The following is a 13,896-nucleotide window of genomic DNA, read 5'->3' on the forward strand; positions in this document are numbered from 1 at the left end:
TCGGATTTAGGCGTATAATATCGGGGTCGTCTCCGGCGGTGGTACGGAGCGATAGTTTGCGAATGAAATTATGAAGCAGCGCGAATAGATGAAGGGAGCACCAAGAATGAGAACTTTGATCAAGGGCGGCCTCGTCCTCGATCCCGCGAACAGAATACAGAGCGTCCTTAACGTTCTGATGGAGGACGGCAGGATTGCCGCCGTCACAGAGGCCGAGCCCGAGGCCGACGAGGTGGTCGACGCCGCGGGGCGCGTCGTTGCGCCTGGATTTATCGACATCCACATGCACGAGGACCCGCTGAACGAGGACGGCACTCTCTACCGCGACGAAGACAAGGCGATATTCAACTGCATGCTGCGCATGGGCGTCACGACGGCGATAGGCGGCCAGTGCGGCATCAACGTACACAGGCCGTCGGAATATCTCGACGTCATAGACCGCGAGGGCGCGGCGGTGAACGTCGGCATGTTCGCGGGCCACGCATTCCTGCGCGAACAGGCGGGCCATGCGGACAAGTACAGCCGCGTCACGGAGGACGAGCTGCGCGCGATAGAAAATTCGGCGGCGCGCGAGCTCGACGGCGGCTGCCTCGGCGTATCCTTCGGCATACGCTACGTGCCGGGCATCGACGCGGAGGAGCTGCGCCGCACCGCAGCGCCATGCCGCAGGGACGGCAAGGTCATCGCGGCGCACATACGCGACGACGCGGCGCAGGTAGTCCCCGCCGCGCGCGAGCTGCTCGAGGCGGGGCGCGTGCTCGGCGTATCCGCGCAGGTCTCGCACATAGGCTCGATGGGCGGCTTCGGACAGATGCGCGAGCTGCTGCGCCTCGTCGACGGCTACCGCATAGGCGGCCTCGACGCAAGCTGCGACTGCTACCCCTACACGGCCTTTTCCACAATGATAGGCTCGACCACCTACGACGACGGCTGGCGCGAGCGCTACGGCTGCGGCTACGACGCAGTCGAGATATGCGAGGGCAAATACCGCGGCCGGAGATGCACCGAGGAAATCTTCAACGAGGTGCGCCGCGACAACCCCGAATGCCTGACGGTCTGCTACGTCATGGCCGAGAACGACATCGACATGGCGATGGCCCACCCGAACGTCATGCTCGCGAGCGACGGCATCATGAACCACGGGCAGGGGCATCCGCGCGCGGCGGGGGCCTTCCCGCGTCTCTTCGCTGAATACGTCCGCACAGGCAAGCTGCCGCTCTACGAGGCCGTTCGCATGGCGACGATAATGCCCGCTGAGAAGCTCGGCCTCAAAAGCAAGGGCCGCCTCACGCCCGGAGCGGACGCCGACGTGATTGTATTCGACCCCGAAAAGATAGCCGACCGCGCCACATTCATGGAGCCGACGCTGCCGCCCGTGGGAATAGACGGCGTATGGATAGGCGGACGGCTCGCGGCGAAGGACTGCCGCATAGTGAACGGCCGCCTGGGGAGCTCGGTGCGCAAATAATTTACAGAGCAAATAAAAATATTGGAGGAATCATAAAATGGAATTCGGTTTTTGGTCCGTTGTGCCGCCGGTCGTGACGATAGCGCTTGCGCTCATCATCAAGAACGTCTTCGTCGCTCTCTTCGTCGGCATAACGCTCGCCTCGCTCATACTGAGCGGCTGGAACGTATTTACGGGAATCAACGGCGCTTTCTACAGCATCGTCCACACCTTTGAGAGCAGCGGCAACACGATAGTCATAATGTCGATGTTCCTCATCGGCGCTCTGATTTATCTCATCGAGCACTCTGGCGGCATCGACGGCTTCGTCGACATCATGGTCAAGAAAAAAGGAATCATCAAGACGAAAAAATCCGCAGCCTTCTTCACGTGGCTGCTCGGCATCGTCGTCTTCACCTCCGGCTCGCTCAGCTGCATGGTCACGGGCTCCGTCTCGCGCCCGCTCAACGACACGATGAAGGTCTCGCACGAGAAGGCGGCCTTCCTCGTCCACACCACCTCGACGCCGTGGTGCGTCCTCTTCCCGCTCAGCGGCTGGCTCGCCGCGATGACCGGCTACCTCACCTCAGGCGGCGTCTCCGAGGGCGAGGCGATAAGCACGCTGCTGCGCTCGATACCGCTCAACTTCTACTGCATAATCGCGATAGTGTTCTCCATGCTCTCGACCTTCCTGCCGCTCGACTTCGGCCCGATGAAGAGAGCCGAGCTGCGCGCCGAGACGACCGGCGAGCTCGACGACCCGCGTTCCGCCGTCGAAGACGAAGGGGCCGTGGCCGCGGTGAAGCGCGACGTGACGCCGCGCATGAAAAATATGGTAATCCCGATGCTGACGATGGTCGGCGTCATACTCGCAGTCCTCATAGTCACCGGCGACGGCAACCCGACCGCCGGCAACGGAATGCAGGCGCTGCTCTGGGGCTGCATGATCTCCGTCCTCGTCATAGCCGTCATGTGCCGCGTCGAAAAGCTCTACAGCCTCGAGCGTCTCGTAAACGAAGTACTCAAGGGCATGGCGACGATGCTGCCCATAGCCTGCATCCTGCTGTTCGGCCTCACGATGGGCGGCCTCGTCAAGCAGCTCGACACCGGCAACTACCTTTCGTCGATATTCATGAGCGCGCTCGTCCCCGAACTGCTGCCGCTGCTGACCTTCATCATCTCGATGATGCTGTCGTTCGCGACAGGCACCTCGATGGGCACGATGGCGATAATGTCCGTCATAGCGCTGCCGATGGCGATAAACATGGGCATGGACGTGCCGCTCGTCGCTGGCGCGCTCTTCGGCGGCTCCATCTTCGGCGACCACGTATCCCCGATATCCGACACGACGATAATGTCCTGCGCCACCACCGGCTGCAACATCATCGACCACGTAAAAAGCCAGCTCCCCTACGCCGTAGGCTTCGCGCTGGTTTCAATGGCGCTCTACGCGGTGCTTGGGTTTATAATCTAAAGTAGTTCGGTCAAGATAGAAGCAAAGAGCCGTAGGAAAACGCGACGTCGCGTTTTCTTACGGCTCTTCGTTTTTTAAGGATTTTTTCTATAAACTACGCCGCCCGCCGCAAAATACGCGTGGCGGCGCAGAGTTTATGCCGTCTATCCGGATGCAGCACCGAAGCTTAACGCTTCGACTTCTCCTCCAGGATCTCCACCATCGCCTTCTCCGTGCCTGTCATGCCGGGCGAGGCGATGTACCCCATATTTTTCATCGTGAGCTCGGGCGTCGCGCCGTTTATGCCGTGGATGTCCTCGATGCAGACGCCGTTCATGGCGAAGTCGACGGAACGGAATGCGGCATCTACGGCTACGATTCCCTTCATCGTGCAGCCGTGGTTGCCGCCGTCGCATATCATGCCCGTGATTGAGCTCGCCATGTTGTTGACGACGCGCGTCAGCTCGTCCGCGCCGCCGCCGCGCAGGTAGGCGAGGCCGCAGGCCATGCCCGTCCCCGCGGCTATGGCGCAGCCGCAGAAGGCCGACAGTCTGCCGGAATATTCTTTAATATAGGTGCAGACCAGATAGCTCAGCATCGTGGCGCGGCAGAGCGCCTCGTCCGAGTACCCGCGGATGCGCGACGCGGCGTAGAGCGGCAGAGTCGCGATGATGCCGTGCGCGCCGGAACCCGTGATGCTCATCGCCGGCTTGCTCAGCCCGAGCACGCGCGCCTCTATAGCGCCGTTGCAGAGCAGAGAGGCCGTCGCAGCTTCGTCGTCGGATATAACCTTTTCGCCGTTCTTTTTGAAAAGGAAATGCGTGAACGGCGTAACGCCGCTGTCGAGGGCCAGCTGAAAGAGCTCCATGTTCATATCGTAAGCGCTTTTGACAAACTCGATTTCCTCGTATGGAACTGTGCCGGCGTATTCAAGCAGCCGGGCCAGTGAATATTCGTGGATGAGACAATCGCCGTGCTCCTCCTCTGCGGCTTCCGAATCGCGCGCCAGTATATCTTTGCCGTCGACCGTCACGCGCACGATGTTCGTGTGCGAATCTTTTATAAGCACTGTCGCCCGGCGCTCCGCGTTGAAGACCGTCGCCTCGATATATATGCGGCTGCTTATCATCCCGAGGCGCACCTTTACACGCCCTTCTGCGACCATTTCGCGCGCCTTTTCGTTATCCGCGTCCGTCACAGCCGCAAGACACTCGAGTCCGAGCTCCGGCTTCGCCGCTATAAGCCCGAGCGCGGCGGCGTACTCGTTGCCGAAATACGGGCTGTTCGGTATGCCGCAGGTGAAAGCGTTTTTGTACATGCCGCTGTTCAGCACGACCTCGGCGCGGTCCCCGCCGCCGATCCGCTCCGCCGCGGACGCCACCGCCAGCGCGATCGCCACGGGCTCCGTAACTCCGAGAGCCGGCTTCATGTCGTCTTTGATAAGCTTTGTAAGCGCGTGCATTGTCGTTTCCCCCTCTTTTGATGCTTTTCTTCGAAGCGCAAGGATAACAAAAAAGCCCGGAAAATCCGGGCTGCCGCTGACTTTATTGGGATAAAAATGGTGTCAAGGAGGCTACTATTAACCGTGATTACAACCGGCTTTAGCCCTTTAGCGTCACTAATATTAGGGGTGTTAGTGACGACAGTCAAGGGACTATAGCACTATTTTTTAGCTTATGTGCATCAGAATAATTACTAGCGTCCGCTCCAACTTGCAATAGTAGCGTCTATATCGCTACGTAGCCATTGCAGGGGCTTGCGGCAGTGCTCGCCGTATAGCCGCCATGTTACGGGCTTCGGGAGTGTGCCATCCCTTACGCGCCGCTTTATCGTTGCAACGCTCCAACCTAACATATTTTCCAAATCTCCGGCGTCATAAAATATTGTCTCTGCCATATCTCCATACCTCGCTAATATCTAATAGTGTCAACGTCGCGCAACGTCTTTCAATGTCTGACACTATTAAAATAGGTTTGGAACGACTAAACAAGAGGCAATTTTTATGCGCAAAAAAGAGACGCCCGAAAAATGCCGGGCGTCCCGTAATACGGAGGTTTAGAAGGAGACAGAGACAGAAAAAAAGGCAGAAATTACATTTCCATGCCGTTAAAATCGCTCATGCTTCGCGTTATGTCTTTCATCTGATTTTCTAGCGCTTCTTTGGCGCTTATCCAGTCGGCTAGCGCTTTGTCGAGGCCGTTGGCTGTGATGTATGTTTCAATTATTTCTAATTTTTCTGACAATTCAACTGTTTTATTTTCAGCTTCATTGCATCTGTCTGACAAGCTCTTGTTAACTTTATTAGCGTCATTTAGTCTATTGGTTATTTCTTTTATATTTTTTTCAAGTGCGCGCTTTTCGTTGCCGTCGTGGTATCTCTGCATCTGCGTCATATCGTAAGAATCGCGCATATTATGATAGTCTTTGTAGACAGCCGCTAGCTTGTTATATTCTTCGGGGTCTAGTGTTACTTTGCCGGTCAGTCGGTTAATCTTGGGTTCTGTCAAGGTGTCCTCGGCTAAGTCTTGTTTTTTGATGCTGAAAATTAGCTCGCTGTTACGTTCGCGCGCTTGCTTTAATAACTCTATTTCCTCGGCTTGCACCGCCTCTAGCTCCGCATGCACGTACTGGCTCGCTATATCCTGCGTGCCAAAATCTTGTATAGCTCTATCCAGCGTTTGCCCGTCTATCCTATCGCCGATATTGTCAACATTGCTTATTGCGTCAAATACCATAGGCAATATGTATAGCGCTCTGTTTTCCGGCCTATCCGCCGCCGCGCTCACCGCCGCCGCTATCATCGTATCCGTGCCGCGCAGTACGGCGTTATTTTTACTCCATGCTTCGCGCTCATACATGGCGGCCAACTCATCATAGGTTGGTTGTGTCTCTCTGATTCCGCTTTGATTGATGTAGTCGATGTAGTTTGAAAAATCCTTGTTTTCCGCCGCTGTGGTATTGATTCGATTTTTTACATTGTCCCGTATTATGTTTCTTTCTTCTGATTTCATTGTCTTAATATCCTCCGCAAATTGTTTATTTTCTGCGCGCAATTCTATCAGCGCGTCCCGTCTCCTGTTGTTTTTGATAATTTCAGCTTTTAATTCTGCGATTTCTCGCGATATTTCTTTCGCCTGTGCCTTGCGATTGTGGCGTATCAGTCTATCCAGCGCATAGGGCAATACTACCAACGCCCCTAACGCCGGAGATAAAGCAAACATAACGGCGGCGGCTGTCATGTCTCTTGCAGTTAAGCGCATGGGCGGACGTTGTGCGCGTATCTTCTGCCATGTCTGCCGCTGTTCGTCATATAAGGCGGCTAACTGCTGATAGTGTTCATTGTTTAGCTCCTGTAGCCCTCGCGTCAGCTTGTTTATACCTATTCGCTTTATGTCGTCCCGAAGGTCTACGGCAATCGTTGGATTAGCTATGTATTTGTCAAGGGCTTCGCGGTACTGTTTAAACTCCTGCGGGCCGAACGCCGTTTCCTGCGGCTTGCGTCCTATCAGCTCTAGCAGATAAGCATTATCGCGTGATGGCTGATAGTCTATCTCTTTTTGCAGTTGTGCCCACTTAGCATTAACTTTTGAACCTGTGTATTTGTGCTCACCTAAGCAAAAACTAAAGCCATTTACACGGCCCGTACTTGCGATGTTGGGGCGCGCCTCTATGCCTTCTTTTCGTAAGGCTTCAATAAATTCTTTTGTTGTGAGCTTTCGCGGCGCTGTGTCTATCACTCGCCGGATTGCGTCATGTACTTGTTGCCGTGGTATGTCTTGACCTTTTGCTTTGCGTCCTTCTTCTTTTTTAGTAGGACGGAATTTTTTATCTGTATTATCGCGGTCAGCTGTGTCTCTTAGATAGTCTTTTTCAGCCTCTAGCTGTCGGGTTGCTTCAATAGCTCTAAATACATCTCTATCTGCATACCAAACGCCGCCGTCAGTTGTAACGCGGTTAAGTAGTATATGCACGTGCTGATGCGCCTTGTCTTTGTGCTGGACGATGCAGAATTGATTGTCCTTAACGTCCATCTTGTGCAAGAAGTCCGCCGCGACTTCGCGCCATTGTTCCACGCTTAAACTGTCACCGGGCGGCAAAGACAGCGAGACGTGCCAGACGGGTCTAGCGATGTCCGGGCGTTGACAGCGTACAGCTCCAAACTCCGCAGATAGTCCGGCCTGTGTAGTCGCCGCCATGTTGCCGCCTATCACTTCGCCGCGCTCTTTATCTAGTAAGTAATTGACTACGCCGCGAAAGCCCGCGCCTTTACTGATTTTAGCTTTCATTACTTGAGCTTTATATTAAGCAGTTCTAACCTCAAATTAGATATTAGTTCTTTGATTTCTGCAATTTGGGCGTCAGAAAATACGCCTCTGCGACTGCCGATAGCGTCCAGCCGATTACTTATATTTAGTAATGTATTATAGGCCTGCATATTGATTTCGGGCATCAGCTGGGGTGTTACGCCGTTAATGAGCATACGCAGATACACGCCGCGTTGCATCTTGCCGCGCAGTTTGTCCAATTTGGCAGCTTCGGCACTGTCCAGCCGCGAACACACCGCTATTGTTCTTGGCTCTTCGCCGCTCTTTGGGGTCTTTCTTACGCGCTGATTTGGGTTTTTCTTCTTTGTCGGCATCGTTATCACTCACTCCGTGTATATATGATGATACTTGCGTTTATGCTTTTGACTTTGGTTCTTGTCGCCTCTGGCGACCGAGGTTCAGCAAGCACAGCGCAGGTGATACCTCGCTCCATTCTTCTTATGCTTCTAATATATTGAGGAAATTACGTTGAAACAACGCTTTTTAGTGTATATACTACACGTTATCACTAACGTTAACAAAACGCTTTTACGGAGGTAATAGCATGGTTGAGAATATAAGGACATTGCGTAAAGAATTAAAAGCCGCAGAACGTCAGTCTGCACGTGAGCGGCAAGCACGATTTCAGCAGAAGCAAAAAGCAGAAGGCAAACAGCGCATAACTGCATGGGTTACGCCGGAAGATGCCGAACTAATACGCCTTGTGTTAGTAGCTCCGACTTCGTTCCGAAATCAGATGCGGGACTACCTACGGCGTGCAAAACAATCACTATAACGCTAGTAGTTGACGATCTGTTTTAGTGTGTTCAATTCTTATGCTTTGCTAGTCGGGGTATGTTTTGCCTTATGCTCTATTTATATGTGGGATAGTTGGGGTATGGTTTGCTTTATGTTCATTTCTAATTTGTTATGCTTGATAGCGTTCTATTTGATGAAGGATATAGAAAGGATATAGAGAGACAATTTCGTTGATAGTAAAGTAATAATAAAGATATTGAGATATGGTTTGTGTAAAGGACACAGAAACATCTTGATAATGGATAATAAAGATATGATAAAAGTATAAAGACACGACAAAACAGTAGACACCTAACCCGGGATTGATGCCTACTGTTCCGTTATTGGGTTGTTCTTAATAAAAAAGGCGGCGGCCTTTCCTGCTCATGTAAGGGGCGGGGGGAGAAGATAATAACATTGTTATAGGAGACGGCGGGGCGCGTGTAGTACCCTGCCGCTCTGCTTTGTCTTGGTAAGAAATTGCGTACAAATGAGCTGATAGCCTGCCGGACTGCTCGCAGATATAGGACATAGCGCCGAGGAGAACGTCTGAATAGCTCGCCTATGCGTCCGGCGGCGGCAAAAAATAGGTGAGACAGCACAGACGGGTCAGACAACGCCGCTATGCGTCTATCCGGCATGATGCGGCGCAGTATAGACTTTTTAGCGGATAATTCATATCTGATTAGCCCGCCTTTGGCATAGATTTTGATTTCTCCGTTTTTCGTGCCAATATAGATAGTTATTTCGTTGGTTAAGATTGCGCGCCTTAATCTCTTTGCAGAGCGCATAAAATACGGTTTAGTAAAAACGGCTTTAGTTTTTCCGTCGTCGCCCTTTCGTATTAGATACCATATATCTTCTTTCTTGTCATATATGTATAGTCCTTGCTTTGCGGCGACCTTGATGTAACGCGCTCCACTTCCGCGCCCATGCCGGACGTAATAAAGCAGGTCGTCCGGCGTGGGAATAATAGACGGCGGCAAGTCCAACGCTGTATCTAGGCGCGTTATTTTAGGCGTGTAATGGTAGTAATATTTGGGGTCAGAGATTAGCGCCTCGAAGCTCTCACGCTCGCCGGGGCGTATAGTTTCCATGTAGCCGTTGTAAATGCGGTCTATCGCGGCGCATACGCCTTTAGCCGTTGGAGGGTTAGTATTGTTCTGCTGATGCGGTGGCAGCTTTTTACGGCTTTTTTGTAAGATGATGTCATACCATCGTATAAATAGCCTCGCTTCGACAGGGCGGCGCGTGAAGCAATAAGCAAGGAACAATAACAAACCTGCGCCGTTGTCGTCCGTCGCGCATGGCGTGTAAGAGCCGTCAGCTGTGTAGCGTGATAGCTCTGCCGTTGTGTACCAGTGATTTTTTTCGCTGTGCCGCCAGAATGTGACGCCGTTTGATGCTGTAATTTTCGGTGCTTTGTGTGAGCTGAAAAACGGGAAATGTGCGCCGATGCTGTCTAATACACCGCGCGAATCTCTTACATCTGACATATTGTTACCCCCATACAGTTGCGAATTGCTGTTGGGGTGTATGTCGGAAAATTTATTTGCTTTCCGTGACGCTAGAAAAGCACTAAAACGCAGTAAATACGGTGATAGACTGGATTTATAGGCTACTTGAGATAAATTAGAACGAATAATCTTAATATTTAGACTTTAGCAACGCTAGCACGTTATCGCCGCGTAAAAATTGACTCCGGCGTGCAGTCCGCCGGAGCCGCCGAAGGCGTGATTTTGTTTTTTAACTATTTGCCGTTATGCACTTACGTTTTTAAGGCGGTAAAATTACGATGCGCAAGCTATTACTTTTTATTTTATGTATTAAAAAAGCCTCGGATTTCTCCGGGGCTTCTGGGGTATAATTGATTTGGGTTGATATACTTGATTTGTGAGGCGGGGTTTGCCGATATGATGATTACTGCTTAGGCAGTCGCGGCTATAAAATCCGCCTCTTCTCTTTCCCGTAGCTCCGTACACTCTTTTATTAGCGCTAGAGCTTCCGCTACAGCCGTATCATGTACAGCCGCACGCTGTAACTGAGGGAATGCGCATAGATATAAACGCAAAAACTGCAAATATATCGCCTCGCGTACATCACACAGCCGCGTAATGTCCGGTAAGTCCATTTCAAACCGGCACAGACGCAATAGCGTAGTGCATACGTCCCACATGCACGCTCTATCTTCCGCGCAATCGGATTTTTTCAGCATCTTTACATAGTTTCCGGCTATGGTTATCTCGTCTACGATGTTATTAACGTTGGTTTTCATTATCATTGTCTTTTCTCCTGTTTTCTTCTTAATATTCTAAATATTCTGCATCTATCATACATAGACATATTGCATCACGATAAGCCGCAATTTCCGGGTTGTCCGCGTACCATTGGACTGACGGCCAAACCTCTGCAAGCAATAACTTGTAACAATTCGTGAGGTCTGTTAGATAATTGCCGCCTGTTCCAGTTTCTACGATTTCCGAAATATGATGTTTCAGCCGCTCAATCAGCGCGCAGATGCTTTTAACTGCATCAGCTGTTATTTCTGCCTCTGACCTTGCCGCAAAGTAAGTTTCCAGATACCGTCTTGAAAGTCAAACATAAATGTAAGGCATCTCGCTGTCTTTCGACAGCATCATCATAACTCTGCGGCATGTATTGTCTCTTGTATGTGTACGTGCCGCTTTTTGTTGTGCCTTGTACTGTTTTTCGCCTGCCGTCCACAGCCTAGGTTTATGCCGGTGCGTACTCCGGATCGAATTTTACCCTGTGTGTAAGCACTCCCCAGATTATGTGAAGCAGTTTACGCATGCTTGCTATTACAGCTAGCTTTTTGCATTTCCCTCGCGCCAGCAGTCTGTTGTAGAAAGCGCTTATCACCTTGTTTTTTCGCGTAGCTACAAGCGCCGCCATGTACATGGCGTGTCTCAGCACTGCGCTTCCCATGCGGCTCATCACAGGCTTTTTGTGTATCGATGTACCCGACTGGTTTTCGCAGGGTGCTATCCCAAGACGTGAGACCAGCTGTTTTACGCTCCTATATCGGCTTATGTCTCCGGCTTCGCCGATAAACGACGCGGAGCTTACTTTGCCTATGCCGTCTATGCTGCGGAGCAGCTCCGCCGTATCTCTTAATCCGGCATCGTCTATGTGTTTCTCTATCGCTTCGTCTATCTCGCGTATCTGCTGTTCAAGATGGGCTATGAGTTCTTGTACGCTCTCTATGACCGGATGCGGATGGCTGCCGCCGGCTCTGAATTTTTCAAGCCTGTTATATTCAGCTTCCCTCAGCGTTACAAGCTCAGCACGTCTCCGTGTAAGTTCTCTCAGCAGACGTTCCGCCAGGCTAGGGGCCTGCCACGGCGTGATCTGTCCTGTCGTAATCATTGAGATTAGGTACGAGGCTATGAGTCTTGCGTCAGCGGCGTCGTTCTTGTTGAGATGCATCGTCGCCTTTCTGTAAGATTTCACTGCAAATGGGTTCAGCACATACAGGGATATTCTGCCGGACATATTATTGTCTGCGAGGTAATAAGAGAGCTGTTCCCCGTATACTCCTGTGGACTCCATTCCTGCGGCTATAGAATAGTCATCCCCGTCTGCATGTTTTGAAGCAATCTTTGATGCGTGTTCAACCATCTGTTTGAAACCCGATGGTTGGTTCGCTATTTTTTTGCTTGACCACAGCACCTTGCTGTCGGAGCTCATAAGCACGACGGAAAGAGAAGCCTTAGAGACGTCGATTCCAAGATAGAAGTTATACGGCATTTCGTCACCTCCGAAAAGATAAAAGTAAAAGATTCCACAATGCACTGCGTCGGAGAGCGCCTGGTTTCAACATACTCGCATATTCAAGTTCGCGTCAACATATGACGGACTTAGGATACCTGTTCGTTGTAAAGCAGGGCGGTTGACCAATCTGGACCACAGTATCTATGTACTCAGCGTCTTTCCGGTCTTTCCGACACCTGTATCATAAGGGCTGACGCCCGAATGAACCAGTGATGACAGCTTACTTTTTCTACAATCACCTCATTTTTGTTTGCGTTACTGTATTATACGAGCGTTTTTCTCGCAAGCTGGACATCAGTTTTTACAGTCATTATTATTCCCTTTGTAATTCTTGTTTTCCCTGTATTTTACTAAGCGGTTATATCTGTCTGCTTTTTCAATATCTAGGTACAGCCTATCAAGCATCGCCATGCACTCGCTACAGCTTGCGCATATATCATTCCGTTCGGCTAGTTTTGATAGCTCGTCTCTAAACAATTTGTTAGTTATCAAAAGATACGTTTTAGCTAATAATTCAACTAAATACTCGTCGTCAGTTAGGCCGAGTGCTTGCTTGCGACTCAGTATTACAATGAGCTTGCTAATGTACGCTACAGTGCGCGCTATAGCTATCGTATCGTCTTTAGTCAGATATTCGTTTTTATCCAGCTCGGCTAGAATGACATCTAACTGCCGTATCACTAATGCAAAATCGGATCTGTTTTTATCCTCTGTACTTCTTGTGTCCTTCACAAGTATTCCGTATTCCATATCTTTTTACCTCCGTAATTTCCTTCTTATGCCTCTAACCTATCGAGCGCGTTGTTGACTTGTATATCAACCCAATCAGCCCATGACTGCATCATCTCCTTTCTTTGCTGTAGTTTTGTAGATTTGTTATAGATTCGCGCAACTTCCGTGCCTATAACATGGTTAAGTTGCATTTCAACTAAATTGTCGTCGGCGTTAAGATATTCGCGCAAATATGTACTTGCACAACTGCGGAAGCCATGCGCGGATTGCTCGGCGCGCGGTATGCCCAGCTGTGTCAGCTTGCACGTCGGCATAGCGTCGGACATCGCGTATTTAGGGCCTCGTTGTGATGAAAAAAATATATAGTCGTTCGGTAGTATGGGCGTAGAACGCCGCTTTTTCTGCCGCTCTAAAAGCTCCTGCACTTGCCGCGACATTGGTATTATGAGCGGCTCTTTAGTTTTAGTTTGCTCTGCCAATAGCTTTATAACGCCGTCTTTCCATATTACATTATGCCACTGTAACAAGCGCGCTTCGCCCGGTCTTGTAAAGCAGTAGGCTAAAAACAATAACAAACCTGCGCCGTTGTCGCCCGTTTCGTACTGCGTGCGGACACGCAAAACAATATTCCCGAAGCGTCCGGGGTCGTCTGTTACTGCCGCGCGGGGGGATTCATTCAAGGGTTTATCAAAGACATATCTGAATTCCGGGACTGGATTCACAGCGTCCAGATACCCCGAGCCGATAGCATATCTAAATATCATGTTATAGATGCTGTGTACTTTTCGCGCGGTCTGCGGCTTATTACGGATTTTCCGTAGTTCCTCGCGGATTTCTAGTTTTGTAACGTAGGCTATGCGTTTTGTGTAAAACGGCGCCTTTTCGATGTAGTTTTTATATCTGTATTCCGTTGATTCTACAGTGCTGTTTCTGCGCGCTCCCGTATAATCCTCTAGCCATTCCTCGGCTATGTCTCTAAACGTCTTTGTAACTTGCTCTATGCTCTTTTCTTCGCGTACAGCTCCGCGAATTAACGCCGCCTGCTCTTTCGCGGCTACTAGCGTCATGTGTTCCTGCTTGTTTGGGTCAAATATACCTATTTTCTTCATTTTTTGCCCTTGTCCTGCCGCCGGGGTATATCTAACGCGCCATACTTTTGAGCCTGTAGGCTCAATATAAATAAATAAATTTGTGTCAATTTGCTTCGTAAATCGTTTATTCTTGGGAACTATCCCCGCTATAGCCGTATCTGTCCATATTTTCGTCACTAATTTTTTCGCCCTTCCTGCACAATGCTAAAAACTGACTAACGTTGCTCTTATTGTTCATTAGTACAATAGTAGATTTTTAACGACTAAACAATAGCTATT

Annotated in this window: 10 protein-coding genes; 3 read left to right on the forward strand and 7 right to left on the reverse strand. The window is 50.5% G+C overall.

Annotation, left to right across the window (positions count from 1 at the left end; genetic code table 11):
- Positions 1-106: 106 nt before the first annotated feature.
- Both ABGT66_RS03695 and ABGT66_RS03700 read left to right on the forward strand, forming a co-directional pair.
- Entirely contained in the window at positions 107-1,468 is a 1,362-nt protein-coding gene (locus tag ABGT66_RS03695; protein ID WP_346688915.1) for an amidohydrolase family protein, read from the forward strand.
- A 37-nt stretch (positions 1,469-1,505) separates the two neighbouring features.
- The gene (locus ABGT66_RS03700; protein WP_346688916.1) at positions 1,506-2,921 is read left to right on the forward strand and encodes a Na+/H+ antiporter NhaC family protein; all 1,416 of its coding nucleotides are present in this window, start codon (positions 1,506-1,508) and stop codon (positions 2,919-2,921) included.
- 166 nt (positions 2,922-3,087) lie between these two features.
- On the opposite strand, the gene ABGT66_RS03705 is transcribed toward ABGT66_RS03700, so the two are convergent.
- From ABGT66_RS03705 to ABGT66_RS03715, 3 genes are all read right to left on the reverse strand, one after another.
- On the reverse strand, positions 3,088-4,362 hold the full coding sequence (locus tag ABGT66_RS03705) for an L-serine ammonia-lyase, iron-sulfur-dependent, subunit alpha (RefSeq protein ID WP_346688918.1): 1,275 nt from the start codon (positions 4,360-4,362) through the stop codon (positions 3,088-3,090).
- Between the two features lie 628 nt (positions 4,363-4,990).
- On the reverse strand, positions 4,991-7,186 hold the full coding sequence (locus ABGT66_RS03710; RefSeq protein ID WP_346688920.1) for a relaxase/mobilization nuclease domain-containing protein: 2,196 nt from the start codon (positions 7,184-7,186) through the stop codon (positions 4,991-4,993).
- Entirely contained in the window at positions 7,186-7,539 is a 354-nt protein-coding gene (locus ABGT66_RS03715) for a hypothetical protein (protein ID WP_346688922.1), read from the reverse strand. The genes ABGT66_RS03710 and ABGT66_RS03715 overlap by 1 nt, the downstream gene beginning before the upstream one ends.
- 230 nt (positions 7,540-7,769) lie before the next feature.
- On the opposite strand from ABGT66_RS03715, the gene ABGT66_RS03720 reads away from it, so the two are divergent.
- A complete protein-coding gene (locus ABGT66_RS03720; protein ID WP_346688923.1) occupies positions 7,770-8,000 on the forward strand; it encodes a hypothetical protein in 231 nt (76 codons plus the stop codon).
- Between the two features lie 343 nt (positions 8,001-8,343).
- On the opposite strand, the gene ABGT66_RS03725 is transcribed toward ABGT66_RS03720, so the two are convergent.
- The 4 genes from ABGT66_RS03725 to ABGT66_RS03740 all read right to left on the reverse strand — a co-directional run bounded on the left by ABGT66_RS03725 (position 8,344) and on the right by ABGT66_RS03740 (position 13,794).
- Positions 8,344-9,498 carry a hypothetical protein gene (locus ABGT66_RS03725; RefSeq protein WP_346688925.1) on the reverse strand — a complete coding sequence of 385 codons (1,155 nt, stop codon included), beginning with the start codon at positions 9,496-9,498 and terminating at the stop codon, positions 8,344-8,346.
- A 1,237-nt stretch (positions 9,499-10,735) separates the two neighbouring features.
- Entirely contained in the window at positions 10,736-11,770 is a 1,035-nt protein-coding gene (locus ABGT66_RS03730; protein WP_346688927.1) for an IS110 family transposase, read from the reverse strand.
- Positions 11,771-12,088: 318 nt separating this feature from the next.
- Complete coding sequence (locus tag ABGT66_RS03735; protein ID WP_346688929.1) at positions 12,089-12,544, reverse strand: hypothetical protein; 456 nt, start codon at positions 12,542-12,544, stop codon at positions 12,089-12,091.
- A gap of 26 nt (positions 12,545-12,570) precedes the next feature.
- Complete coding sequence (locus tag ABGT66_RS03740; RefSeq protein WP_346688931.1) at positions 12,571-13,794, reverse strand: tyrosine-type recombinase/integrase; 1,224 nt, start codon at positions 13,792-13,794, stop codon at positions 12,571-12,573.
- Positions 13,795-13,896: the final 102 nt, after the last annotated feature.

This window comes from uncultured Cloacibacillus sp., assembly GCF_963926575.1.
GTDB classification, from domain to species: Bacteria; Synergistota; Synergistia; order Synergistales; family Synergistaceae; genus Caccocola; species Caccocola faecigallinarum.

Bases quoted from the DNA above. Each gene is read 5' to 3' on its own strand.
- ABGT66_RS03695 (WP_346688915.1), top strand. From the start codon at position 107: ATGAGAACTTTGATCAAGGGCGGCCTCGTCCTCGATCCCGCGAACAGA.
- ABGT66_RS03700 (WP_346688916.1), top strand. From the start codon at position 1,506: ATGGAATTCGGTTTTTGGTCCGTTGTGCCGCCGGTCGTGACGATAGCG.
- ABGT66_RS03705 (WP_346688918.1), bottom strand. From the start codon at position 4,362: ATGCACGCGCTTACAAAGCTTATCAAAGACGACATGAAGCCGGCTCTC.
- ABGT66_RS03710 (WP_346688920.1), bottom strand. From the start codon at position 7,186: ATGAAAGCTAAAATCAGTAAAGGCGCGGGCTTTCGCGGCGTAGTCAAT.
- ABGT66_RS03715 (WP_346688922.1), bottom strand. From the start codon at position 7,539: ATGCCGACAAAGAAGAAAAACCCAAATCAGCGCGTAAGAAAGACCCCA.
- ABGT66_RS03720 (WP_346688923.1), top strand. From the start codon at position 7,770: ATGGTTGAGAATATAAGGACATTGCGTAAAGAATTAAAAGCCGCAGAA.
- ABGT66_RS03725 (WP_346688925.1), bottom strand. From the start codon at position 9,498: ATGTCAGATGTAAGAGATTCGCGCGGTGTATTAGACAGCATCGGCGCA.
- ABGT66_RS03730 (WP_346688927.1), bottom strand. From the start codon at position 11,770: ATGCCGTATAACTTCTATCTTGGAATCGACGTCTCTAAGGCTTCTCTT.
- ABGT66_RS03735 (WP_346688929.1), bottom strand. From the start codon at position 12,544: ATGGAATACGGAATACTTGTGAAGGACACAAGAAGTACAGAGGATAAA.